At 50.0% G+C, this 21,194-nt stretch carries 28 protein-coding genes; 12 read left to right on the forward strand and 16 right to left on the reverse strand.

The window, feature by feature from the left end; genetic code table 11:
• Window positions 1-5: 5 nt before the first annotated feature.
• The 3 genes from phoP to hflD form a co-directional block, all read right to left on the reverse strand.
• On the reverse strand, window positions 6-680 hold the full coding sequence (gene phoP, locus BS640_RS09205; RefSeq protein WP_017491953.1) for a two-component system response regulator PhoP: 675 nt from the start codon (window positions 678-680) through the stop codon (window positions 6-8).
• A 211-nt stretch (window positions 681-891) separates the two neighbouring features.
• Entirely contained in the window at window positions 892-2,262 is a 1,371-nt protein-coding gene (purB, locus tag BS640_RS09210) for an adenylosuccinate lyase (protein ID WP_017491952.1), read from the reverse strand.
• Between the two features lie 73 nt (window positions 2,263-2,335).
• The gene (gene hflD / locus BS640_RS09215; protein ID WP_017491951.1) at window positions 2,336-2,962 is read right to left on the reverse strand and encodes a high frequency lysogenization protein HflD; all 627 of its coding nucleotides are present in this window, start codon (window positions 2,960-2,962) and stop codon (window positions 2,336-2,338) included.
• A 247-nt stretch (window positions 2,963-3,209) separates the two neighbouring features.
• On the opposite strand from hflD, the gene BS640_RS09220 reads away from it, so the two are divergent.
• The gene (locus tag BS640_RS09220) at window positions 3,210-3,641 is read left to right on the forward strand and encodes a lysozyme inhibitor LprI family protein (protein ID WP_017491950.1); all 432 of its coding nucleotides are present in this window, start codon (window positions 3,210-3,212) and stop codon (window positions 3,639-3,641) included.
• Window positions 3,642-3,765: 124 nt separating this feature from the next.
• Here the strand turns inward: BS640_RS09220 and mnmA are convergent, their stop codons facing one another.
• From mnmA to rluE, 3 genes are all read right to left on the reverse strand, one after another.
• Complete coding sequence (gene mnmA / locus BS640_RS09225; protein WP_084912428.1) at window positions 3,766-4,875, reverse strand: tRNA 2-thiouridine(34) synthase MnmA; 1,110 nt, start codon at window positions 4,873-4,875, stop codon at window positions 3,766-3,768.
• A 168-nt stretch (window positions 4,876-5,043) separates the two neighbouring features.
• Window positions 5,044-5,490 (reverse strand): NUDIX hydrolase, encoded by a 447-nt coding sequence (locus tag BS640_RS09230; protein WP_017491948.1) that lies wholly within the window; start codon window positions 5,488-5,490, stop codon window positions 5,044-5,046.
• On the reverse strand, window positions 5,483-6,109 hold the full coding sequence (gene rluE, locus BS640_RS09235; protein ID WP_017491947.1) for a 23S rRNA pseudouridine(2457) synthase RluE: 627 nt from the start codon (window positions 6,107-6,109) through the stop codon (window positions 5,483-5,485). Before rluE ends, BS640_RS09230 begins: the two co-directional genes overlap by 8 nt.
• Before the next feature lie 132 nt (window positions 6,110-6,241).
• On the opposite strand from rluE, the gene icd reads away from it, so the two are divergent.
• A complete protein-coding gene (gene icd / locus BS640_RS09240) occupies window positions 6,242-7,495 on the forward strand; it encodes an NADP-dependent isocitrate dehydrogenase (protein WP_017491946.1) in 1,254 nt (417 codons plus the stop codon).
• Between the two features lie 85 nt (window positions 7,496-7,580).
• Here icd and BS640_RS09245 read toward each other — a convergent pair whose 3' ends face one another.
• Complete coding sequence (locus BS640_RS09245) at window positions 7,581-7,805, reverse strand: hypothetical protein (RefSeq protein WP_017491945.1); 225 nt, start codon at window positions 7,803-7,805, stop codon at window positions 7,581-7,583.
• A gap of 310 nt (window positions 7,806-8,115) precedes the next feature.
• Here BS640_RS09245 and BS640_RS09250 point away from each other — a divergent pair, with 310 nt between their 5' ends.
• The gene (locus tag BS640_RS09250; protein ID WP_017491944.1) at window positions 8,116-8,403 is read left to right on the forward strand and encodes a hypothetical protein; all 288 of its coding nucleotides are present in this window, start codon (window positions 8,116-8,118) and stop codon (window positions 8,401-8,403) included.
• Window positions 8,404-8,445: 42 nt separating this feature from the next.
• On the opposite strand, the gene BS640_RS09255 is transcribed toward BS640_RS09250, so the two are convergent.
• The 3 genes from BS640_RS09255 to BS640_RS09265 all read right to left on the reverse strand — a co-directional run bounded on the left by BS640_RS09255 (window position 8,446) and on the right by BS640_RS09265 (window position 10,779).
• Window positions 8,446-8,658, reverse strand: coding sequence for a hypothetical protein (locus tag BS640_RS09255; protein WP_017491943.1), 213 nt, complete (start codon window positions 8,656-8,658; stop codon window positions 8,446-8,448).
• 172 nt (window positions 8,659-8,830) lie between these two features.
• Window positions 8,831-10,468 carry an ABC transporter substrate-binding protein gene (locus tag BS640_RS09260; protein WP_084912429.1) on the reverse strand — a complete coding sequence of 546 codons (1,638 nt, stop codon included), beginning with the start codon at window positions 10,466-10,468 and terminating at the stop codon, window positions 8,831-8,833.
• A gap of 119 nt (window positions 10,469-10,587) precedes the next feature.
• The gene (locus tag BS640_RS09265) at window positions 10,588-10,779 is read right to left on the reverse strand and encodes a YdfD/YebW family protein (protein WP_017491941.1); all 192 of its coding nucleotides are present in this window, start codon (window positions 10,777-10,779) and stop codon (window positions 10,588-10,590) included.
• A 120-nt stretch (window positions 10,780-10,899) separates the two neighbouring features.
• On the opposite strand from BS640_RS09265, the gene BS640_RS09270 reads away from it, so the two are divergent.
• Complete coding sequence (locus BS640_RS09270; RefSeq protein WP_017491940.1) at window positions 10,900-11,145, forward strand: DUF2766 family protein; 246 nt, start codon at window positions 10,900-10,902, stop codon at window positions 11,143-11,145.
• Between the two features lie 62 nt (window positions 11,146-11,207).
• Here the strand turns inward: BS640_RS09270 and BS640_RS09275 are convergent, their stop codons facing one another.
• Window positions 11,208-11,444 (reverse strand): YobH family protein, encoded by a 237-nt coding sequence (locus tag BS640_RS09275; RefSeq protein WP_017491939.1) that lies wholly within the window; start codon window positions 11,442-11,444, stop codon window positions 11,208-11,210.
• 291 nt (window positions 11,445-11,735) lie between these two features.
• Here BS640_RS09275 and mgrB point away from each other — a divergent pair, with 291 nt between their 5' ends.
• The 7 genes from mgrB to cspE all read left to right on the forward strand — a co-directional run bounded on the left by mgrB (window position 11,736) and on the right by cspE (window position 15,847).
• Entirely contained in the window at window positions 11,736-11,864 is a 129-nt protein-coding gene (gene mgrB, locus BS640_RS09280; protein ID WP_376783539.1) for a PhoP/PhoQ regulatory lipoprotein MgrB, read from the forward strand.
• A 103-nt stretch (window positions 11,865-11,967) separates the two neighbouring features.
• On the forward strand, window positions 11,968-12,237 hold the full coding sequence (locus BS640_RS09285; RefSeq protein ID WP_017491937.1) for a YebO family protein: 270 nt from the start codon (window positions 11,968-11,970) through the stop codon (window positions 12,235-12,237).
• Between the two features lie 126 nt (window positions 12,238-12,363).
• A complete protein-coding gene (locus BS640_RS09290) occupies window positions 12,364-12,666 on the forward strand; it encodes a phage protein NinX family protein (RefSeq protein WP_084912430.1) in 303 nt (100 codons plus the stop codon).
• A 136-nt stretch (window positions 12,667-12,802) separates the two neighbouring features.
• Window positions 12,803-13,039 (forward strand): DUF4060 family protein, encoded by a 237-nt coding sequence (locus BS640_RS09295; RefSeq protein WP_017491935.1) that lies wholly within the window; start codon window positions 12,803-12,805, stop codon window positions 13,037-13,039.
• Window positions 13,040-13,293: 254 nt separating this feature from the next.
• Complete coding sequence (locus BS640_RS09300; RefSeq protein ID WP_084912431.1) at window positions 13,294-14,280, forward strand: MBL fold metallo-hydrolase; 987 nt, start codon at window positions 13,294-13,296, stop codon at window positions 14,278-14,280.
• Between the two features lie 1,199 nt (window positions 14,281-15,479).
• A complete protein-coding gene (locus BS640_RS09305; RefSeq protein ID WP_081601405.1) occupies window positions 15,480-15,596 on the forward strand; it encodes a DUF2627 domain-containing protein in 117 nt (38 codons plus the stop codon).
• Window positions 15,597-15,637: 41 nt separating this feature from the next.
• Window positions 15,638-15,847: a transcription antiterminator/RNA stability regulator CspE gene (cspE, locus tag BS640_RS09310; RefSeq protein WP_002221949.1), complete on the forward strand. Its 210-nt coding sequence runs from the start codon at window positions 15,638-15,640 to the stop codon at window positions 15,845-15,847.
• A gap of 63 nt (window positions 15,848-15,910) precedes the next feature.
• Here cspE and BS640_RS09315 read toward each other — a convergent pair whose 3' ends face one another.
• Window positions 15,911-16,630: a purine nucleoside phosphorylase YfiH/LACC1 family protein gene (locus BS640_RS09315; RefSeq protein WP_084912432.1), complete on the reverse strand. Its 720-nt coding sequence runs from the start codon at window positions 16,628-16,630 to the stop codon at window positions 15,911-15,913.
• Window positions 16,631-16,856: 226 nt separating this feature from the next.
• Here BS640_RS09315 and rlmA point away from each other — a divergent pair, with 226 nt between their 5' ends.
• Complete coding sequence (gene rlmA, locus BS640_RS09325) at window positions 16,857-17,687, forward strand: 23S rRNA (guanine(745)-N(1))-methyltransferase (protein ID WP_084912433.1); 831 nt, start codon at window positions 16,857-16,859, stop codon at window positions 17,685-17,687.
• 68 nt (window positions 17,688-17,755) lie between these two features.
• Here rlmA and BS640_RS09330 read toward each other — a convergent pair whose 3' ends face one another.
• Genes BS640_RS09330 through manX form a run of 4 tightly spaced genes read right to left on the reverse strand, consistent with a single transcriptional unit; the run spans window position 17,756 to window position 20,907 of the window.
• Window positions 17,756-18,214 (reverse strand): DUF986 family protein, encoded by a 459-nt coding sequence (locus BS640_RS09330; protein WP_017491929.1) that lies wholly within the window; start codon window positions 18,212-18,214, stop codon window positions 17,756-17,758.
• A 56-nt stretch (window positions 18,215-18,270) separates the two neighbouring features.
• Window positions 18,271-19,113, reverse strand: a complete 843-nt coding sequence (locus BS640_RS09335) for a PTS mannose transporter subunit IID (RefSeq protein WP_017491928.1) — start codon at window positions 19,111-19,113, stop codon at window positions 18,271-18,273.
• Between the two features lie 11 nt (window positions 19,114-19,124).
• Complete coding sequence (locus BS640_RS09340) at window positions 19,125-19,925, reverse strand: PTS mannose/fructose/sorbose transporter subunit IIC (protein ID WP_017491927.1); 801 nt, start codon at window positions 19,923-19,925, stop codon at window positions 19,125-19,127.
• 10 nt (window positions 19,926-19,935) lie between these two features.
• Window positions 19,936-20,907: a PTS mannose transporter subunit IIAB gene (manX, locus tag BS640_RS09345; RefSeq protein ID WP_084912434.1), complete on the reverse strand. Its 972-nt coding sequence runs from the start codon at window positions 20,905-20,907 to the stop codon at window positions 19,936-19,938.
• Window positions 20,908-21,194 lie beyond the last annotated feature (287 nt).

Genomic DNA, 21,194 nt, shown 5'->3' on the forward strand with positions numbered 1-21,194 from the left:
CGGCTTTAGCCTCGGATATCAAAGCGATAACCCTGACCTCGCACGGTAGTAATGACCTCAGCCGGATGTTCAACCTGCAATTTTTTGCGCAGACGGCCCATCAACACGTCAACCGTGTGGCTCTCGCGCAGTTCGGCGTCAGGGTACAGCTGTAGCATCAGGCTGTCTTTGCTCACCACTTTTCCGGCGTTGCGGATAAGCGTCTCGATAATGGTGTATTCGAAGGCCGTGAGTTTTACCGGCTGTTCATTGACCGTCAATTCGCGGCGTGAGAGGTCAATGACGAACGGCGGCAGGGCGATAACCTGTGAGGCTAGCCCGCTGTTGCGGCGCATCAACGCCTGCATGCGCGCAATCACTTCTTCGAGGTGGAAAGGTTTGGTCACGTAGTCGTCAGCACCGGCTTCCAGCACGGCAACCTTGTCCTGCCAGCTTTCACGTGCGGTCAGTACCAAAATCGGCAGTTTGACCTGGTGGTTACGCCAGCGTTGGATCATGCTCAGGCCGTCTTCACCCGGTAAACCCAGGTCGACGATCGCGATATCAGGGGCGTGCTCTTGCAGAAAATAGTCGGCTTCCTTGGCGTCTTCCGCAGAATCGACTTGATTGCCCATTTCGCGCAGCTGCACAGAAAGGTGATGGCGCAAAAGCGCATTATCTTCAACGACTAAAATTCGCATAACGTTCTCCGTTTTCGGCAAGGGCTCATTATCATCGCTACAAGATAAACCTGATATCAACCATAAGATTTAAAATATAAACGAAATATAAACGAGAAAAGAAAGGCACGCTGAGTTATTTTTTCTGAAGGGAAGTAATTCAACAGGATAATAAAAAAACGGGGGAGAAAACCTGCGTTTTCTCCCCCGTTGAACGTAATGGTTTAAACGATTATTTAAGTTCGTCGACCATGGTGGTGGCGCGGCCGATGTAGTTGGCTGGCGTCATCGCTTTTAGGCGAACTTTTTCTTCTTCCGGCAGCTCGAGGCTATCGATGAAGACTTTCATGCCTTCAGCGTCAACGCGTTTGCCACGGGTCAGCTCTTTCAGCTTCTCGTAGGGCTTTTCGATGCCGTAGCGGCGCATCACGGTCTGAATAGGCTCAGCCAATACTTCCCAGTTGCGGTCCAGTTCACCGACCAGATTTGCTTCGTTCACTTCCAGCTTGCTGATACCTTTCATGGTTGCCTGATAGGCTATCAGCGCATAGCCGATGCCCACGCCAAGGTTACGCAGCACGGTAGAGTCGGTCAGGTCACGCTGCCAGCGAGAAACCGGCAGTTTGCTCGCCAGGTGGCCCAGAACGGCGTTCGCCAGGCCCAGGTTGCCTTCGGAGTTTTCGAAGTCGATTGGGTTAACCTTGTGCGGCATGGTTGAAGAACCAATCTCACCGGCAATGGTTTTTTGCTTGAAGTGGTTTAGCGCGATGTAACCCCAGATATCACGATCGAAGTCGATCAGGATGGTGTTAAAGCGCGCGATGCAGTCGAACAACTCGGCGATGTAGTCATGGGGTTCGATCTGCGTGGTGTACGGATTCCAGGTAATGCCCAGTGAGGTGACGAACTCTTCGCTGAACTGGTGCCAGTCAACCTCTGGGTAAGCCACGATGTGGGCATTGTAGTTGCCGACGGCACCGTTGATTTTGCCCAGAATTTCGACCTGCTGTAGCTGCTTGACCTGACGGTCCATACGGTAGGCGACGTTGGCCAGCTCTTTACCGATGGTAGACGGGGTCGCAGGCTGGCCGTGGGTGCGGGACAGCAGTGGAATGTCGCGATATTGCAGAGCCAGTGCCTTGATAGAATCAACAATTTTCAACCAGTAAGGCAGCACCACGTCCTGACGTGCGGTTTGCAGCATCAGCGCGTGAGACAAGTTGTTGATGTCTTCAGAAGTACAGGCAAAGTGAATGAACTCAGACACAGCGTGCAGAGCCGGGATCGCTGCTACTTTTTCTTTCAGGAAATATTCCACGGCCTTGACGTCGTGGTTGGTGGTTTTTTCGATGTCTTTGATACGTTGCGCATCATTTTCATCGAAATTAGCCACTAACTGGTCAAGGAAAGCGTTTGCGTCGGCATCAAAAGCGGGAACTTCTTTGATTTCTGCACAGGTGGCCAGTTTTTGCAGCCAACGTACTTCAACCTGCACGCGAAACTTCAGCAGACCAAACTCGCTGAAAATTGTGCGCAGCGCGCTGACTTTATCACCGTAGCGTCCATCAACGGGGGAAACGGCTGTCAGTGAGGATAATTCCATCGGTAGCAACTCCAGGATCTTATTAACAGTAAAATTTCACACCTACGTGATACAGGTGTGGCAAATCTGATTTTCAGCAACGAGCGAGAATGGTTTTCGCTTGTTCGAACAATCGGTTACGAGAAAACATTAGCTGCAGACGGCCACCGCCTACTTGCTGCCAAAGTACTGCTGCGCGGATACCCGCGAGAAGCAAGGCACGGACTTTAGCCTGAATCTGTGTGTTCTGCAAAATTGCCGGTGAGCCGACAACCTGAATTCTTGGCCCCGCAGGGCTGACGATATCGACGTAAATCGAGGCCAGTGAGCTCATTACCTGATCTGACTCGAGCTCGAAATGCGCCAGCTGACGATCGAGCTGGTCGATACGCTGCCCGAGTTGTTCCATCGAGGACTTTTTGGCGTGCAGCTTACGTTCGAGCACCATCAGACTTAGAGTATAGCGGGTCAACTCGGCACCCAGCCCCTGACGATTTGCATTCAGCACGCCGAGCAGGGTTTCGAGCCCCATTTTCAGGTTGGCTTCGTTATTTCCGTATACCGCGAGCGTTGACGCCGGGTTCATTTCGAGCAGGCTGCGCAGGGAGACCATCATCTCTTCTTTCGCGCAGCTGCCTTCGTGGGCCAATTGTTGAACGAGACGCGCAGACTGGCACATTCCGGCCAAGGCGAGCGTAATGTCATAATAATTTTTGGCCACGGTTACTCCTGTAAGCGTTATTCGACGGCAAGATTCTGTGACTTTTGCGTACGCCAAACTAATGGCGACAGATCATGCCATAAAACGCAGGCTAAACACAGCGCCGAAAAGCAGGGAATGCGAGTCTTAGCCCGATAAAATGGGCGAGATAGCCTAAACTAGGCGCTAATCAGGAGGCGAAACGCCAGTCTGCCCACGGAATACGTGCAGAACCTGCTTTTACGTTTTCATAAAAAAGGAATAAAAGATGAAGAAGTTATGGCTGCTTATACTGTGTCCGAGTGTTTTGCTGACCGCTTTGGCCGCCCATGCCGAGGTGCCGGGAAAGGCTATCGATCAAAAAATTGAGGCCTGTTCAAAAAAGGCGGTCTCGACGCTGGATTCAGAGGCCTGTCTGCAACAGGGCTACACCGACTGGGACAAAGAGCTTAACGTACAGTATCAGGCGCTGCTCAAGGGGCAACCGGCGGCGGTTAAAAAGGCTATCGTCCAGTCACAGCGCGACTGGCTGACTTATCAGAAATCGTATTTTAACGCGTTGGACAATTTTTATCGCCAGCAGCAGGGAACCGTCTGGGGCATCGTGGATGCGCAGGCCAAGCTCGATTTTATCCGCCACAAGGCGATTGAATTAAATGCTTTTGCAGGGAGTCTGGATTTAAGTAACGGGCAGGGCTAAACCCCTCAGGATTTCATGCTGCAACGGCGTTGAAAGTTCTCGTTCACCCCCAGTCACTTACGGGTGTAAGCGTCTGGGGGTGCATTCGGTTGCCGTTATCGGGTATTGCGAGACTTGATAAGGCTTATTGCGTCAGCGGAATACGCTGTTCAATCACGCCGCCGCCAAGGCAGACTTCGCCCTGATAGAACACGGCGGACTGACCCGGGGTGACGGCTGCCACCGGTGATTCGAAGCGAACCTCGATGCGGTTGTCATCCAGAGGTGTCACCACGCACAGAATATCTTCCTGACGGTAACGGGTTTTCACCACGCAGTTAAACGGCGCGGTAATCGGCTGGCGATCGACCCAGTCAAGCTGTTGGGCAATCAGGCCGACCGACATCAGACGCGGGTGCTCGTGCCCCTGTGCCACATAAAGGATATTGTTGGCGACGTCTTTATCGACCACGTACCACGGATCTTCTCCGCCGTCCTTTTGTCCTCCAATCCCGAGGCCTTTACGCTGACCCAGCGTGTGGTACATCAGGCCCTGATGTTTACCCATCTCTTGACCCTCGACGCTTTTAATCACGCCAGGTTGAGCAGGCAGATAGCGGCCGAGGAAGTCACGGAATTTACGCTCACCGATAAAACAGATACCGGTTGAATCTTTCTTCTTGGCCGTGACCAGCTCTTGCTCTTCGGCAATGCGACGAACCTCTGGCTTTTCAAGCTCACCCACCGGGAACAGGCTTTTGGCAATCTGATGGCTGCCCAGCGTATAAAGAAAGTAGCTCTGGTCCTTGTTGCCGTCCAGACCGCGCAGCAGCTGGCTTTGACCGTCAACGTCGTGACGACGGACGTAGTGACCGGTGGCAATATAGTCTGCGCCCAGGTCCTCGGCAGCGAACTCGAGAAACGCTTTGAACTTAATCTCTTTGTTACACAGAATATCCGGGTTTGGCGTGCGTCCTGCCTTATATTCCTGCAGGAAATGTTCGAACACGTTGTCCCAATACTCTGCCGCAAAATTGATGGTGTGCAGCTTGATACCCAGTTTGTCACTTACCGCCTGTGCATCGGCAAGATCGGTGGCTGCGGAGCAATATTCTTCATCGTCGTCCTCTTCCCAATTCTTCATAAAGAGTCCCTCGACCTGATATCCCTGCTGTTGCAGCAGGTAGGCAGATACCGAGGAGTCGACGCCGCCGGACATTCCGACGATCACTTTTTTCTGGCTGTTGTCTGACATAGCAGTTCCAAAACATAGAGTCATAACCCGTTAAACGCCGTCCACACGAGGATGAAGGCCGCGTGCCAACGACGTTTTGTTCGGGGGCATAAAAAATAGCAGGCAGAATTTTATCACGTTGGCCGCCTTGCTGCACCGGTGATTGGTGCGCAAGACGGAGATAGGACGTTAGTCGGGCAAGTTGTAATTGCCGAACAGCGCCAGCGGGTAGCGCGCGGGCTGCTGATACAGGCGAATACTCTCGGCAACCAGCGGTGAGCGTAGTTCTTTAGCGTTGAAGATCTCGTCGGCGGTGAGCCAGCGGCAGCCAGAAATATCGCTATCCTGCGGGAAAGTCGGCACGATTTCCGCTAAATCAATCACGAAGGTGAAACGCAGAAAAGGCGTCTCATCGGGCGCCTGCCACTGATGCAGGCCGAGAAAAAACTGCGGCGATGCGTCAATGCCGGTCTCCTCGAACAGCTCGCGGCGCACGGCGGTGAGCAGCGTTTCATTGGCCTCGAGATGTCCGGCGGGCTGGTTCAGCGTCAGCCTGTTGTTGATGATTTCTTCAACCAGCAAAAACCGCCCCTCTGCCTGCACAACACAAGCAACGGTGACGTTGGGTCTAAACATAAGGTATTTCCTTCCATTGTCCCGGCGCCAGGTTATCGAGCGTCAGGTCGCCCATGCTGTAGCGGATAAGTCGTAATGTAGGATAGCCGATGTTTGCCGTCATGCGACGAACCTGACGGTTTCGACCCTCATATAGCGTGATTTTGAGCCAGCTGGTGGGAATGCTTTTACGCTCACGAATCGGCGGAACACGCGCCCATAGCCACTCGGGTTCGGGAACAAGCTCAATGCCTGCGGCCAGCGTTTTACCATCTTTAAGCTCCAGCCCGCTGCGAAACGCTTTCAAAGAGAGGGCGTCCGGCTCACCTTCCACCTGCGCGTAATAGACCTTGGCCGTCCGTTTTCCCGGCTGGGTTAACGCAGCCTGGAGTTGACCGTCGTTGGTCAGCACCAACAGGCCTTCGCTGTCTCTGTCCAGACGACCCGCCGCATACACGTCGCTCACGGGGATGAAATCCTTCAAAGTGGTACGACCTGCCTCATCGGTGAACTGCGGCAGCACGTCGAATGGCTTGTTGAAAAGCAGGACTTTACGCTCTTTTTTCAACGAAGTGCTTTCCCGATGTGGCTTGGTGCTGAAACGTTTAACTTGGTGATTTTTAAAAGGGAATTTTTTCATAGTCGTTGAAGTAGCCGAGAATTAGCGCATTATACTTGAAAATTGTTTGCGATTGGCGTCGTGAAAATAATCAAGTAGTATTGACTCGCATCTTACAAATCATTAACAAATAGTGCGCTAAAGGAGAGATTAATGGAAAGCAAAGTTGTTGTCCCTACTGAAGGTACCAAGATTACCGTTGATGCCAAAGGTAAACTGGTTGTTCCAAATAATCCTATTATCCCTTTTATTGAGGGTGACGGTATTGGTGTTGATGTAACCCCGGCAATGCTTAAAGTTGTCGATGCAGCTGTTCAGAAGGCTTACAACGGTGAGCGTAAAATTTCCTGGATGGAAATTTACACCGGTGAGAAATCTGTAGAGCTGTACGGCCAGGACGTGTGGCTGCCGCAGGAAACGCTGGATCTGATCCGCGAATATCGCGTTGCTATTAAAGGTCCACTGACCACTCCGGTCGGCGGGGGTATTCGTTCTTTAAACGTCGCACTTCGCCAGCAGCTTGACCTTTATATCTGCCTGCGTCCTGTGCGTTATTACACCGGCACGCCGAGCCCGGTTAAACGCCCTGAAGATATTGATATGGTTATCTTCCGTGAGAACTCCGAAGATATTTATGCGGGTATCGAATGGAAAGCCGGTTCTGCCGAAGCGGATAAAGTCATTAAGTTCCTGCAAGACGAGATGGGCGTAAACAAAATTCGTTTCCCTCATGACTGCGGCATCGGCGTGAAGCCATGTTCCGAAGAGGGCACTAAACGCCTGGTACGTGCAGCGATTGAATACACCATCACTAACGATCGTGATTCACTGACGCTGGTACACAAAGGCAACATCATGAAATTCACCGAGGGTGCGTTCAAGGATTGGGGTTACCAGCTGGCTCGCGAAGAGTTTGGCGGTGAGCTGATCGACGGCGGACCTTGGGTTAAAATTAAGAACCCTAACAACGGCAAAGATATCATCATTAAAGACGTGATTGCCGATGCGTTCCTGCAACAGATCCTGCTGCGTCCTGCTGAATACGACGTGATTGCCTGTATGAATCTGAACGGCGACTACATCTCTGACGCCCTGGCGGCGCAGGTTGGCGGTATCGGTATTGCGCCGGGGGCCAACATTGGTTCCGACTGTGCGCTGTTTGAAGCCACCCACGGTACTGCACCGAAATATGCCGGTCAGGACAAAGTGAACCCAGGCTCAGTGATCCTTTCTGCGGAAATGATGCTGCGCCACCTGGAGTGGTTCGAAGCGGCTGACCTGATTGTTAAAGGCATGGAAGCGGCGATTGCCAAGAAAACCGTGACCTATGATTTCGAACGTCTGATGGAAGGCGCTAAGCTGCTGAAATGTTCAGAGTTCGGCGATGCGATGATCGCCAATATGTAATTTCGGGAAACCGGAATACATAAAAAAGGGAGCCTGAGGGCTCCCTTTTTATTCGCTTACAGTCTGCTGTAAGCAGCCCGGCAGATTACTGCTGTTTCTGCGCTTCGGCGGCCTTCTCTTTTTTGGCTTTTGCCGCCATGTGGTGGCCGACGACACAGCCGCCAACGGCACCTAATACGGCGTGGTGATGCGCAACGTGGCCCGCGACAGCGCCAACGGCCGCGCCTTTCAGGCAGCCTTCAGCGTGAGCAAAAGTCGTTGCTGACATCAGCGTAGCGAAAACGATAAAGCAACAGGAAATCTTACGCATAGAATTATATCCCCAAAGGAAAGAATAGACTCATTATTAACATGTCATAACTTCCAGCCTGCTGTCATGGTGCCTTCTGTAAGCAATTACTGCTTATGTTACGCATCATGTAGCCTTTGAGCTTGAATATAGAGCACAGAAGGGAATAAAAGCCTGCCGACCTTTACAATTATATGCACGGTCCTGTCATTATTTGTGCAGGAGCGGGATTGGTTTACCGCAGATTTTGTTCTAAAGTGGAATAAACTGTATGAAATTCACTCAATATCACCGCAACAGTTTTCACTGCGAGACAAAGAGGGGTGCCGCTATGTCCAATCAAGAGCAGTTTGAGGTGCTGATGGCGCGTATTGACGCGCTGGAAGAGCGCGAAAAACAACTTACCTATGCATCGAATGCTTATCAGGCAATCCTGACCACGCTACTGGGCAATCTTGATAAAACCACGCGTGACAAGGTGATCCATATGGTCGATCAAGCCCATGATATCGCCTATGCCAGAGCCAATATCGAGCAGAAAGGCAATATCCTCGGGGCCGATGATATTACCCAGCGCATTTTCCTGTTTGCTCAAGGGCGTGCGTCTCAATCCCGCTAACCTGGACAAGACAGCGCTGCTTTACCCTTTAGCATCAACAGGCTATGAGCGCCTGTCTGCTTTTAGCAGGTTAACCGCAGCCCCAATCAAGATACGCTGCTGAACGCCCGCAGTGCTCAGTTTATGTTCCAGATAATCAATTAACGAATCTGCCGTGAGGGGCTCGCCGCGATGGCGTAGCTCAATCACTCCCTCACCAATAATGCGAGCAACTTCGTCCCAAAGGGGTTGGATCTCGCTTTCCGAGAATTGCATAAGGCCTCCCGTCTGTACGAATGATGTTCAATTTATCATCTGAGACACCGGTGGCAAGGCCTATTCGGCGAACAGTTGGGGGCGGATTATCGGCAACATCGAGGGGAATTTCGAAATGAGCCCCGCCTTTCAGAGAGTTGGCGGGGCTTTTTAGTCTGAGTAGAATCTAAAATCAGTGTTTAATCACATACAAATTTTTTGCAAAAACCCTTCCCTGCGGATCGTGGTCATCAAAGCCGCCGATATAAGGCTTAACCAGCTTGGCGCTGACATAGTGATAAAGCGGAACCACCGGGGCCTGAGTATTCAGAATATCCTCAGCCTTCTGATAGTCCTTTTGTACCTGATCTTTGCTGGTGGCCGCCAGCGCATCGTCGAGCACCTTATCATAGTCGGCGTCGTGGAATTTCGGGGTATTCTCGCTGTTATCACTGCGGAAAGTATTCAGGAAGGTCGAGGGTTCATTATAGTCGGCTATCCATGCATAACGCACCACGTCGTAGTTACCCTGATGCATGGTATCCAGCATGGTCTTCCATTCCTGATTCTGCAACACTGCCGTCACGCCCAGATTTTTCTTCCACATTGAGGCGGCTGCAATCGCGATGTGCTGGTGTGATTCGCTAGTGTTATAAAGCAGATTGAATTTCAGAGGATGCTGTGGACCAAATCCGGCCTCGGCTAACAGCTTGCGGGCCTCGGCGTTACGCTGATCCTGCGTCATATTGGCGACAGCCGGTAATTTGAAAGTGTAGCCGCCCGTATTATCTGGGGTAATGGTATACGCCGCCGTTTGGCCTTGACCCAACACTTTATCCGCGATGATGCCGCGGTCTATTCCCAGACTCAACGCCTGACGTACACGGACGTCGTTAAATGGCGGTTTCTGATTATTAAACGCGTAGTAATAGACCCCGAGGTAAGGGCTGGTGTGAACCTGCGAACCCAGCTCTTTCTTCAGTGAGGCAAACTGAACTTCAGGAATGGTCAGGGTAATATCAATCTCACCGGCCTTGTAACGGTTGACGTCTGCGGCACCTGAAGCAATGGGCAAGTAAGTGACCTGTGAAAGAACGGTATGCGCATTATCCCAGTAATTCGGGTTGCGCTCGGCGACCACGCGCTCATTCACTGTCCAGCTTTTGAGCTTGAAAGGCCCGCTGCTGACCAGATTACCCGGCTGCGTCCATTTATCGCCATACTTCTCAACGTCGGCCTGACTGACCGGGAACAGAGAATAGTGTGAGATCATCTGCAGGAAGTAGGACATCGGACGGTCGAGCTCAACCTGCACGGTCTGCGCATCTAGCGCCTTGACGCCGAGCCTGTCGGGCGACGTTTTACCTGCGATAATGCTGTCGGCGTTCAACACGTGCACCGTGCCAAGGTAGCTTTCATAAGGGGAGACGGTTTTGGGATCGATAAGACGTCGCCAGCTGTAAACCACATCCTGCGCAGTAATCGGTGAGCCGTCCGACCAGCGTAATCCCGGGCGTAAATGAAACACCCAGGTTTTATTATCTTTGGTGTCCCAGCTTGCCGCTAATTCAGGGCGCGGATTACCGTTATCATCGATGCTGACCAATCCGACAAACAGGTCGCTCAGGATGTTGCTTTCCACATTGCTTTCGGCTTTATGAACGTCCAGGGTGGCAGGTTCAGAACCGTTGTTACGCACAATTTCCTGTTTTTGAGCAAGCACGACGCCCTGAGGTACGGTGGCTGCCTGAGCCATTAGCGGAGATAAACAAAAGCCTGAAACCAACAGTACAAGAGGAAGTCGTTTTCCGAAGGTGTTGCTTCTTTGCATCGCTATTTTCCTATTTCAATTAATATATTAAATATCAATGAATAACAGGTAATTGATAGCGCTATTGCTAAGAATAATCAACGTTTAATGATTGGATTTGCGTTAACGGCGCTTAAGTTTTAAAAATCAGCATGGGAATGAGCAGGGATCCAGTCGCCATCGATAAACTCTTCAATGGGATAACACCCTGCCTGATGCAGCCCCTGTTGGCGCATGGCGATGTGGCATTCCTGAACTGTATCAAAGGCATCGACCACCATATCGTCGCATCCACCACCCAGATAACATACTGTGAGAACCAGTGCGAACATCATTGCCTCCTCTGCAATTTACCTCATTAAGCATAGAAGCTCTGATGAAATTCAACAGCGACGTGTTATCCTTTGCGCCGAATTTTTTACGCTTAAATTGAGTACCGAGGAGTTACGGGGATGTCAGAGAGCTTATCTAAAGAGCAGGAACTTGAGTCAGATTTGGTTGCGTGCCAGCTGGTTATTAAACAAATTCTGGACGTTATTGACGTTATCGCGCCGACCGAAGTGCGTGACAAAATGTCTCACCAACTGAAAAGTATCGATTTTAGCACCCATCCTGCCGGTGCCGATCCTGTTACTCGTCGTGCGATTGAGAAAGCGATTTCGCTGATTGAGCTCAAGTTTACCAAGCACGACAGCTAAGAAAGAAGAAGTGTGGTTATAACCCGCAGAAAATTGCGGGTTATTCTCTATTTTACAGGATGTTATGACTTATCTACCACCTCGCTGACCTGTTTCAGAATCGGGCATTTTGCTACGCCAACGATACCACTGTCAGAGTGGAGATACTGCGAATCAACAATTCCGCGTGCCGTCAAATATTGGCATTTAAGTCCCAGTCCCGCTGCATTTTCACTGCTGCCTACGGTTACCCCATAGCCTGAAAACAGGAAAACAGCATAAATCACCGCCAGTACGATTATTGTTTTAATGACGCCCATTTCTTACACTCCCTTTATGGCTTAAGCCGACACTGAGTATAATCGTATACTGCTCTGCAACGCTTCTCTAATTCTCTGAAAAAAATCATGAAAAAAAGGATCGTCAGATGCATTAAAACGGCTAATGAGTTCATTGGGACTGCTCCGTTTTAATATTGTTTAACTTATACAGAGTAGGATAGGTTATGTTTTACTTCCTTTCGGACGCAGATATTGGGCAGCAATAAGCGCGTGATAAATCCTAAGAGATCTGCCATAAAACTGAAAAAACCCATTTTTTCTGTCAGGAGAATCGCTGCTTTCATCGTTTTCCTGCTGCTCTGTATTGGGCTTTATCTACTGGCACTTAACAGCTATTGCGATCAAGGCGGTAACTTCGATCTCGGGATTTGTTCAGTGACCTCATTTATTCCCTGGTAGTGCCAAAAGCCTGTCAGAAGCTTCTGTTTTTTTGTGAATACCTTCCCTGTACAGCAGACGATGATAAGATACTCGTCTGGTTAATCACGTTGTAGGGTTGTCAATGTTCGATCAAGTAATTGGCCAATCTGGTCTGGCCCCAATAGTGCTGAGCCTCTTGGGCGCACTGTTATTTTTACTGGTATGGTTTGTTGTCAACCGTTCCAGTGTCAAAGCGAATCAACAGGTGCAGCTGCTGACTGAAATTGCCGATCAGCAACGCCGTCAAACCGAACTGCTGGAGCAGTTAGTCAAAGCGCAAGGTCAGGGTTCTCTGGAGAACAACGATGACGACTCTGCGTATAGCCTCAAGGGCTTCATCCCGGAAAGATAATCATATCGTTCGAAAAATAACGGGTTGAAAGAAGAAACCGCTCTCAACAGGCGGTTTTTTCGTTCATAAAAGTGTCTTATTTCTGCTGTAACTTGTTCAATAACAACTCAGCAGGATGATTACCAGATGATTAAATGGTCTGAAGAACACGACAACGAACTGAATCACAACATCGCTTTACTGACTGGAGAAGATCCAGATAAATGGTATCCCTACGGCGGTGTGAAAGGAAAAGACTACTGCAACAACCCCTCCGACGCTTGGCCGATTATCTGCGCCAATAAAATAAGCCTTAATTTCATTGAATTGCCAGAGAGTAAAGACTGGTCTGCGCAGATTTCAAGCGCCGAAGGCCAATGGCAGGCCCGTTGCGCCAGGCCACTCCGTGCGGCAATGATTTGTTTCTTGTTAAGTAAGACTTGCGCGTAACAAAAAGCGCAGAGATACTCATTCTGTTACAAGCTATATACAAAGCAGTGATTCGAATAAGCATCGCATAAAGCGATGCGTATCAAGTGATTAATGTTTCCTCATTTTGACAGTAGTGTCTAAGGCGGAGTCCATTATGAAGCGCATCATTAAAGGTGATAAAACTCTCTCTCATCTGGTCGTGGCTCATGCAGCCATAGACAGTCATGAAAAAGCCTTCGGTAAAAGACGCCAGGGCTGGCCCTCAACTTACCTGATCAAATACAAAGACACGCGTGTTGCCGTAGAAGTCGTTACGCGCAGGCAGTCTTACGTTGCGACATTAATGATTGGAGCCCGAAACCTTACCAAGCTTTGTGGGATGGCAGCCTGAGTCCAGGCTGACAGTGTAGACATCTGACTAACCTGTTTTTGTAATAGCCGCAAACCCCGCCGACGCTTAACCTCGTCGGCGGGGTTTTTTTGCCTGAGTATCGCTTAAAAATTCCTGACATTAGCTTAAGTGGCTTTACATACACCGTCTTGCACTTTTTGTAGTGAAAACCTTCAAACCTTTATGCTACTAAAGAGAAAGAGGTTGGTTTTTTATCAACTTTTCCTACAAAAAATTTATCGATAAGGGAAATCATGGCCGAAAAAAATCCCTATTATGATCCTGCAAAACCTCACCATACGCCGTACGGATTTACTAATCCTGAACCCGAAACGCGAAAAGAGGGAGATCTCAAACGCTGGCGTCAGGAGCGCAAAAAGCAGGGATTTCCGCGTCCGCCTGGCAGGGGATATGAGCAGTTCATTCGCGAGTGGTGCCAGAAACCCGATTTTAGCGGGACCGAAGACAGACTGTGGTTTTTGGGGCACGCCTGCCTGCTGCTGCGTGTAGCAGGTCGCTATATTCTGACTGATCCCGCGCTGTCTGAACGTGCTTCGCCGCTGAGTTTTTATGGCCCGAAACGTAAGACGCCTGCCGCAGTGACGGTGGCCGATTTACCGGTGATCGACTATGTCCTCATCTCCCATAATCACTACGATCATCTGGATAAATCGACCATTCGCAAGCTGGTCAAACGTTTCCCACAAAGTATCTTTATGGTGCCGCTGGGCATGAAACCCTGGCTGGAACGCCAGGGGGCTCATTACATCGAAGAAATGGACTGGTGGGACGCATTGGTGCTTGACGGGGTGAGCTTCCATGCGGTACCCGCACGACACTGGAGTATGCGCACGCCCTGGGACCGCAATCGCTCGCTGTGGTGTGGATGGGTGGTAAAACACCATGAGCTAAACTTCTATTTTTCCGGTGACAGCGCCTACAGCGACCAGTTTGCCGAGATTGGCGAACGTCTGGGGCCCTTTGATATTGCGGCAATTCCGATTGGCGCCTATGCACCAAGATGGTTCATGCATTCTCATCACATGGACCCGCAGCAGGCCGTACAGGTGTTCAAGGAAACGAAATGTCATCGTGCCGTCCCCATACATTGGGGGGTATTTGAATTGGCCGATGAGTCTCTCGATGAACCGCCAAAGGAATTACGTGTCGCGATTGAAGAGGGCGGTCTCAGCGGTGAAAATTTCGCGCCGCTAAAAATAGGCGAACATATTTCGCTGTAAAAATGTGGGCGTTTTATTTTCTTACCTGTAGGAAATAGCGCCTTCATTTCTTCAAACGAGATATTTTTTCATGCAAAAACTAGTCGAGATTTCCCGTCGCTTACCGATTCTTGTATAAATGATTAACATTTTGTTTACTTTATTGCTTCACATTTGATGATAGTCATAGTTCCACTATTCAGAACAATGGGTTGTTAAGTCTCGTTATTGCCATTCTTTCCAAACATAATTTGATTTTCCCCATGGCGTTTAGAGGATTTCACCTTTGTCACTCTGCCCACTGAGCGGGAGCTTCCCCGTAAGCTGCTCCGGCTCTGGGGTCCCCGCGTGCTTGGGTGATGAAGGATGAGAAAATGTGTGCCGGGCGTAGAACAAAAACCGCAAAATAATGAGGGGAAATAATAGAAATGCAGCATGGCTCACGGTTATTCTAAATTTAAATATTGAAATAGCTATGCGTTAATTTGAATATGCCGTCTGATTTTTGTGCAAATGCTTTAATATAAAATTCACTGGCCTGTAAATCTCATGCAGTATAAGGGTTATTGCAAAGTGCTTATTTATTGATCCGGATCAAAAAAGTTCTCTTTGACGAATTTTATTACATTCTTGATCTCCTATTTCCGCATTCTAAATGCGCACGCTAAAGGTGCAGTAGAATAGAGTGCAGCAATTATTTTGCACCACAGTAGTACTCTACTGCCTGTTTTGACGAGTAGTTATACAATCAATTTCTTTAGAAGCCTGTACATCCTTTGTGCAATTGCACGGCTTCGCCGTAACGCCTCTTTGACGGGCGCGCCGGGCTAACAATGTGTAAGAGAACCCTGCTATGACTGAAGAGGGCGAGTTGAAATCAGGTTTTAATTTGCCACCAGAAGTGTTGAAAAACTTGCGTAAAATCGATTTGTGTTATATCAAATACAATAATGATTCAATTAAAGCTGATTTTTAGTCTTACGGTTTAGCGTTTATTGATCAATACTCTAGTTTGAGTGGTTATAGATTTGATTGTCAGCCCTGCTTTGTTGAAAGCAGAAAATAGCAGACCTATCAACCTATTTTCGCCTTACTTAACAGTAAGTGCGATTAACCGGCTCAAATATGTGCGACAAGTCCATCGCTGATTAAAAATGGCTTGCCATTGAATTCAGAGTATGTGATAACGCATCTGGGTAAAACGAGGTACAGTTCTGTATATGTGTGGCATTTTCAGTAAAGAAGTTTTGAGTAAAGACGTTATCGTTGAATACCGCTTCTCTGCCGATTTTTATCTTGGTGCCTCAAGCAGTAACGACTCAAGTTTGTCTGTGTAACGCCGCAGGGCGGTTTAAACAATCCAAAGGAAATACTCAAAATGGCAAAGATCAAAGGTCAAGTTAAGTGGTTCAACGAGTCTAAAGGTTTCGGTTTCATCACTCCAGCTGACGGCAGCAAAGACGTGTTCGTACACTTCTCTGCAATCCAGGGTAACGGTTTCAAAACCCTGGCTGAAGGCCAGAACGTTGAGTTCGAAATCCAAGATGGCCAGAAAGGCCCATCTGCAGTTAACGTAACTGCAATCTAAGCAGCGTTAGCTGTAAAAAAAACCCGCCAATGTGCGGGTTTTTTGTTTTTGTCCCCTGCACATTTACGCAGGCAGGATGAGAATACCTGATTGTTGGTTACGGCCACTGATGCCTGGAATCTGAGGGTCTCTCGCGCGCTGTAGGCTGTTGCGACGAAAGCTGGTGTATTTGAATTTCGGTGCTGACAGCTCATTGCGCGGATTTTGAGTACAAAGGGTACAGCTGCCCGCAAAGTCTACTGCGGAGAATCCGGCCTGGGTCAGTTTGGCAAACGCAATGGCGGGCAGATCCAGATGGCGGTAAGAGGGTGAAATCAACGTCGGCGGTAAATCCAGGCCACGCCTAAACTCAATCACCAGTTCCTCGCTCACCTCATAGCAGCACGCCCCTATGGCAGGGCCAATAGATGCCACCCAATCCTGCGTATTACTCTGCTGATTAATGCGAGCGGCCATCTGCTCAATGATTCCATTGAGCAGTCCGCGCCAGCCTGCATGGACTACGGCAACCGCCTTTCCCTGACGATGGCTGAAGACTATCGGCAAACAATCGGCGGTAAAGACGGTAAGCAGAATTCCCGGCTGTTCGGTATAGAATCCGTCTGCCTCCCCACAGGCCTGCTGCGGCTGCATCACATCGACAATTCTGACGCCATGCACCTGTTTTTTTTCGGGCAGGGTAGCGCTATATGGCTGGAGCGATTCGGGTAATAACGCTTCTTTACTGCCAAAACCGTGCCTGACGGCGGGAATTTGGCTGAGCAGGGTAGACATATCACTCATGACATCACTTTTGGTTAAAAACATCGGTTAATGGGAAAGATTCAGAAAGCGCGTCAAAGCAGTGTAGTAGCCTCGCAGGCCGCTGACCATCGCATTTTCATCTATGTCCCCGCCCGATAAGGGCAAAAGTTGCAACTGGCAGTCGGCTTCTTTAGACTTAGCGCCAGCAACCCTGCAAGACACCGGCGTGTCACTATTCCCGGTCTTCACCTTTCTGGAAACCTGCATGACCTATCAATGTCCTCTTTGTCATCTCCCTTTGCAACGCCTTGATAAACAATGGCGCTGTGAGAATAATCATCAGTTCGACAATGCCAAAGAGGGATACGTCAACCTGCTCCCGGTCCAACACAAGCGTTCGAAGCAGCCTGGCGATAGCGCCGAAATGATGCTCTCACGGCGAACCTTTCTTGAAGGAGGCCACTATCAGCCGCTGCGGGATAGGCTGGTGGCGCTGCTCAATGAGCATCTGGGGAGCGATGCCGACGCGCTGCTGGATATCGGCTGTGGGGAAGGGTATTACACCTCGGCGATAGAGCAGGGGCTCAATGCCAGCCGCAAGATGCAGGTCTACGGTCTTGATGTCTCGAAGGTCGCCATTCGCTATGCGGCAAAACGCTATCACCAGGTCGAATTTTGCGTGGCCTCGAGCCATCGTCTGCCTTTCGCCGACGACTCTCTGGACGCCATTGTGCGCATCTACGCCCCCTGCAAGGCCCCTGAGCTGCATCGTGTGCTGAAATCCTCTGGGCTGGTGCTTACCGTTGCACCGGGGCCAAGGCATCTGTATCAGCTGAAGGCGTGCATTTATGCCGACGTTCAGCTTCACAGCGACGCCGAAGAGAGTCTCGAAGGTTTTGAACGCATCAGCACCGAGTCGCTCGGCTATGAGATGGCCCTTGATGGCAAGCAGGCGTTTGATTTATTGCAGATGACTCCCTTTGCATGGCGCGCCACAGAAGCGTTGATGCAGAGTCTTTCTCAGCGCGAAGCCTTTGCCTGCGAAACGGACTTTGTAATTAGCCTGTTTCGTCGCAAAGACGAGGTAGACGCTTAAAGGTTATTCGAGAGTCAGTCAGGCGGAGAGTCCGCCTGATTTCAATGAATGTTGGGGGGGTAACAGCCTTACTGGAAGTTAACCATCAGCTTGTAAATTCTCTCAAGGTCGTCTAACTCGCGAACCCTCACCAGCAGTTTCTTCTGTTCGAGCTGAATCACCAAAATCCCGTCTTCAGACAGATTCATCGCCTTGATTCTGTCATAGGTGATAAAGATATTGGCGTAAAAGAATCCGCCCGCTTTGAACAACATCTTGGGCCAGCGAATAAAGGAGTTATAAAACGCAATCAGGGCCAGACTAATGAGCAAATAGGTGGTCACGGTACTGCCGTGGGCATTCAGGTTGTTATAGAGCAAAATGGCCAGTAGCCCGATAAAGATAATCGCATCAAGCTTGTTTCTACGCTGTAGCTTAACCCTAAGCAGGGTTTCTCCCTTCTGTTTGTCCATGATGAATTCATCATAAATCGCATACGCCAGCAGAAAAATAATAAAAATGATCAACGCAATATCTGTGACCGACATCCCTTTCTCCCAATAAAAAACCGGGGGCTTTGAAACCCCCGGTGGATGTTCAGCGCTTAGCGACCCAGCAGGCCAATCCAATAACCGAAAATACCCAGTACGAAGAAGCCCATGATAATCCACAGCGCATTGACTTTCTTACGCAGCAGCCACATACAGCCGAAGGTCAGCAGCAGCGGCACCAAGCCAGGCATCAGCTGATCGAGAATGCCCTGAACCGTGGTCACCGTTGTTTGCCCGGTATGGTCGGTAATTTTGGACACCACTAACGGAATGTTTACGTGGGTCCACTTATTGACCAATGCCCCCATGACAAAGAGGCCGAGAATGGACGCCCCCTCGGTCAGTTTTTGCAGGAAGCCGCCGCCCATATCGCTAACGATATCGACCCCTTTCTTGTAGCCGTATGCCACGCCGTAATAACGGTTAAGCAGGCGAACCAGGTTGAACAGGAAGAAGAACAGCAGCGGGCCAAGCAGGCTGCCACTCATTGCAATTCCCGCGCCAAGCGCTGCAAATACCGGACGCACCGTCCCCCAGAAGATAGGGTCACCTACGCCAGCCAGCGGCCCCATCAAACCGACTTTCAGGCCGTTAATGGCCGCGTCGTCGATAGGTGCGCCGTTGGCACGCTGTTCTTCCATCGCCAGCGTTACCCCCAATACTGGGGCGGCGACGTAAGGGTGGGTGTTAAAGAACTCCAGGTGGCGTTTAATCGCCTGTTTGCGATCGTCGTTGTTTTCAGGATAAAGACGACGAATGACTGGCACCATACAGAAGCAGAAGCCCAGTGCCTGCATACGTTCGAAGTTCCATGAACCCTGGAACAGGTTGGAGCGTAGAAACACACCGCGAATATCGCCAGGCGTGAGTTTTTTTACTTGAGTTTGATCAACCATTTCTCTCACCCTTAGTCCAATTCGTTGTCGAGGTCGTTAACGCCATGAGCCGGTCCGGCAGCCTGTGAAGACTTGTTGTATTTTGGACTCAGCTGGATATAAAGCACTGCCATCACCACGCCGATTACGCCCAGCGCAACCAGGTTGAAGTTGGTGAATGCGGCGGTCACGAAGCCCAGATAGAAGAAAGGCATCAGGTAGCCAGCACGCATCATGTTGATAACCATGGCGTAACCAACAACCACAATCATGCCACCTGCGATGTTAAGACCGCTGGTTACCACTTCAGGGATTGAGTTCAGCATGCTTTGAACCACGCTGGTACCGACTGAAACCGCTACAATCGCCGCAGGGATAGCGATACGCATCGCCTGCAGAATCAACGCGGAGACGTGTATCCAGGAAATCGCACTGAGATTCCCTTTTTCGGCAGCCTTGTCGGCGGCGTGCTGGAAGGCGACGGTAATGGTACGGACGATGATGGTTAATACCTGACCGGCGGCGGCCAGCGGAATAGCCAGCGCGATACCGGCACCAATCGACTGCCCACCTGCAATAACCAGAATGGTAGAGATGATTGAGGCGAGGGCGGCATCTGGTGCAACGGCAGCACCGATGTTCATCCAGCCTAAGGCGATCATTTCCAGCGTACCCCCGATAATGATCCCGGTTTTCATATCTCCGAGAACAATACCTATCAAGGTACAGGCGACGAGCGGACGGTGAAACTGAAATTCATCGAGGATGGATTCCATCCCTGCAATACATGCGACAATAAATATCAGCACAATTTGTAGTGTGGTGATCTCCATTGACCTTCTCCTAATTCATCTTGTTAATCAAATCCATCATCTTCACACGGCTGTCTGAAGACACTTTGCGCACTTCGAGTTCGATACCTTTTTCATTTAATTTCTTAAATGCTTCGATATCTTTCTGATCAACGGAGACGGCATTGGTGACCTGGGTTTTCCCCTGTTTAAAGGCCATGCCACCAATGTTGATCGACGTGACTTTGACTCCGCCTTCTACCACACGCAGGACGTCGGTAGGATTGGTGAAGAGCAGCATCACGCGATCGCTGGCATATTTCGGGTTGTCATAGACGCGAATGGCCTTAGCAACATCAACCACGTGGGCGGTGACACCGGGAGGGGCAACCTGGGTCAGCAACGTTTTGCGCACGGTGTCGGCGGCGACTTCATCGCTGACGACGATAATGCGGTTAACGTTGGTTTCCTTGGTCCAGCGGGTCGCGACCTGGCCGTGGATCAAACGGTCATCGATGCGGACAAGGCCGATTTTCATGTGGTCATTCGGGCCGAGGGCTTTGGCTGGCGCGGCAGGTTTAGCAGCCACCGGGGCAGTAACGGGTTTTTCAGCGTGGGCTTCCGGTTCGACAAACTTCAGCGCTCTGACGCCAAGACGGCCGGTTTCCAGCGCAATGCTTGTCAGTTCACTGAGGGATGGGTTGTCGTCGCGTCCCATAAAGGTTTCGACCAACATAGGGACGTTAACGCCGGTAACGACTTCGTAGTTTTCGCGATCAACGCAGATACGGTTAGCGGCGTTGAACGGGCTGCCGCCCCAGGTATCAACCAGAAACAGAACGCCGCTGCTGGTGTCGAGATGTTCAAGTTTTACATTATATTTTTCAAACAGTGTATCGGCATTTTCCCCTGGGACGAAGTCGATAAAGGCGACGTTTTCTTGGTCACCTATTAACATTTCCGTCGTCTTTAGCAGCTGTTCAGCCGCCAAACCATGAGTGCCGATGATAATAGCTATACTCACCTGCTACCTCCTCTTGTGACCCGCTTTGCGAGTCCTGCACTTAGTGATAAAGCTTTTTTAATTCGCCAACAGATTCCCTTGACGAATGCTGTGTTCCCTACATTATTTTTGAGTTAAAAAAACTCTCTAATCCTTTTGTTTCTGAAAAATCAATAACCAAACATCGAAAAAATCTGTCGAAAGTATCGACTGGATTTATTTTAGTGCGTGAAAAAATAAATTTTGTGACCCCTGTCTGCTATTCAGAGACGAATTACCCCGCGTTAACCCGGTTTTCACGATTTAAA

The sequence above is a fragment of the Rouxiella badensis genome, assembly GCF_002093665.1.
Taxonomy (GTDB): Bacteria; Pseudomonadota; Gammaproteobacteria; order Enterobacterales; family Enterobacteriaceae; genus Rouxiella; species Rouxiella badensis.

Excerpts from the sequence above, each read along its gene's own strand:
- BS640_RS09260 (WP_084912429.1), bottom strand. The coding sequence starts at position 10,468 with ATGCAAAGAAGCAACACCTTCGGAAAACGACTTCCTCTTGTACTGTTG.
- BS640_RS09250 (WP_017491944.1), top strand. The coding sequence starts at position 8,116 with ATGTCCAATCAAGAGCAGTTTGAGGTGCTGATGGCGCGTATTGACGCG.
- cspE (WP_002221949.1), top strand. The coding sequence starts at position 15,638 with ATGGCAAAGATCAAAGGTCAAGTTAAGTGGTTCAACGAGTCTAAAGGT.
- icd (WP_017491946.1), top strand. The coding sequence starts at position 6,242 with ATGGAAAGCAAAGTTGTTGTCCCTACTGAAGGTACCAAGATTACCGTT.
- BS640_RS09305 (WP_081601405.1), top strand. The coding sequence starts at position 15,480 with ATGTGTGGCATTTTCAGTAAAGAAGTTTTGAGTAAAGACGTTATCGTT.
- rluE (WP_017491947.1), bottom strand. The coding sequence starts at position 6,109 with ATGAAAAAATTCCCTTTTAAAAATCACCAAGTTAAACGTTTCAGCACC.
- BS640_RS09315 (WP_084912432.1), bottom strand. The coding sequence starts at position 16,630 with ATGAGTGATATGTCTACCCTGCTCAGCCAAATTCCCGCCGTCAGGCAC.
- BS640_RS09255 (WP_017491943.1), bottom strand. The coding sequence starts at position 8,658 with ATGCAATTCTCGGAAAGCGAGATCCAACCCCTTTGGGACGAAGTTGCT.
- BS640_RS09290 (WP_084912430.1), top strand. The coding sequence starts at position 12,364 with ATGATTAAATGGTCTGAAGAACACGACAACGAACTGAATCACAACATC.
- BS640_RS09335 (WP_017491928.1), bottom strand. The coding sequence starts at position 19,113 with ATGGTTGATCAAACTCAAGTAAAAAAACTCACGCCTGGCGATATTCGC.
- BS640_RS09245 (WP_017491945.1), bottom strand. The coding sequence starts at position 7,805 with ATGCGTAAGATTTCCTGTTGCTTTATCGTTTTCGCTACGCTGATGTCA.
- rlmA (WP_084912433.1), top strand. The coding sequence starts at position 16,857 with ATGACCTATCAATGTCCTCTTTGTCATCTCCCTTTGCAACGCCTTGAT.
- mnmA (WP_084912428.1), bottom strand. The coding sequence starts at position 4,875 with ATGTCAGACAACAGCCAGAAAAAAGTGATCGTCGGAATGTCCGGCGGC.
- BS640_RS09265 (WP_017491941.1), bottom strand. The coding sequence starts at position 10,779 with ATGTTCGCACTGGTTCTCACAGTATGTTATCTGGGTGGTGGATGCGAC.
- BS640_RS09295 (WP_017491935.1), top strand. The coding sequence starts at position 12,803 with ATGAAGCGCATCATTAAAGGTGATAAAACTCTCTCTCATCTGGTCGTG.
- phoP (WP_017491953.1), bottom strand. The coding sequence starts at position 680 with ATGCGAATTTTAGTCGTTGAAGATAATGCGCTTTTGCGCCATCACCTT.
- BS640_RS09300 (WP_084912431.1), top strand. The coding sequence starts at position 13,294 with ATGGCCGAAAAAAATCCCTATTATGATCCTGCAAAACCTCACCATACG.
- BS640_RS09270 (WP_017491940.1), top strand. The coding sequence starts at position 10,900 with ATGTCAGAGAGCTTATCTAAAGAGCAGGAACTTGAGTCAGATTTGGTT.
- BS640_RS09230 (WP_017491948.1), bottom strand. The coding sequence starts at position 5,490 with ATGTTTAGACCCAACGTCACCGTTGCTTGTGTTGTGCAGGCAGAGGGG.
- BS640_RS09275 (WP_017491939.1), bottom strand. The coding sequence starts at position 11,444 with ATGGGCGTCATTAAAACAATAATCGTACTGGCGGTGATTTATGCTGTT.
- BS640_RS09330 (WP_017491929.1), bottom strand. The coding sequence starts at position 18,214 with ATGTCGGTCACAGATATTGCGTTGATCATTTTTATTATTTTTCTGCTG.
- BS640_RS09285 (WP_017491937.1), top strand. The coding sequence starts at position 11,968 with ATGTTCGATCAAGTAATTGGCCAATCTGGTCTGGCCCCAATAGTGCTG.
- purB (WP_017491952.1), bottom strand. The coding sequence starts at position 2,262 with ATGGAATTATCCTCACTGACAGCCGTTTCCCCCGTTGATGGACGCTAC.
- BS640_RS09220 (WP_017491950.1), top strand. The coding sequence starts at position 3,210 with ATGAAGAAGTTATGGCTGCTTATACTGTGTCCGAGTGTTTTGCTGACC.
- BS640_RS09340 (WP_017491927.1), bottom strand. The coding sequence starts at position 19,925 with ATGGAGATCACCACACTACAAATTGTGCTGATATTTATTGTCGCATGT.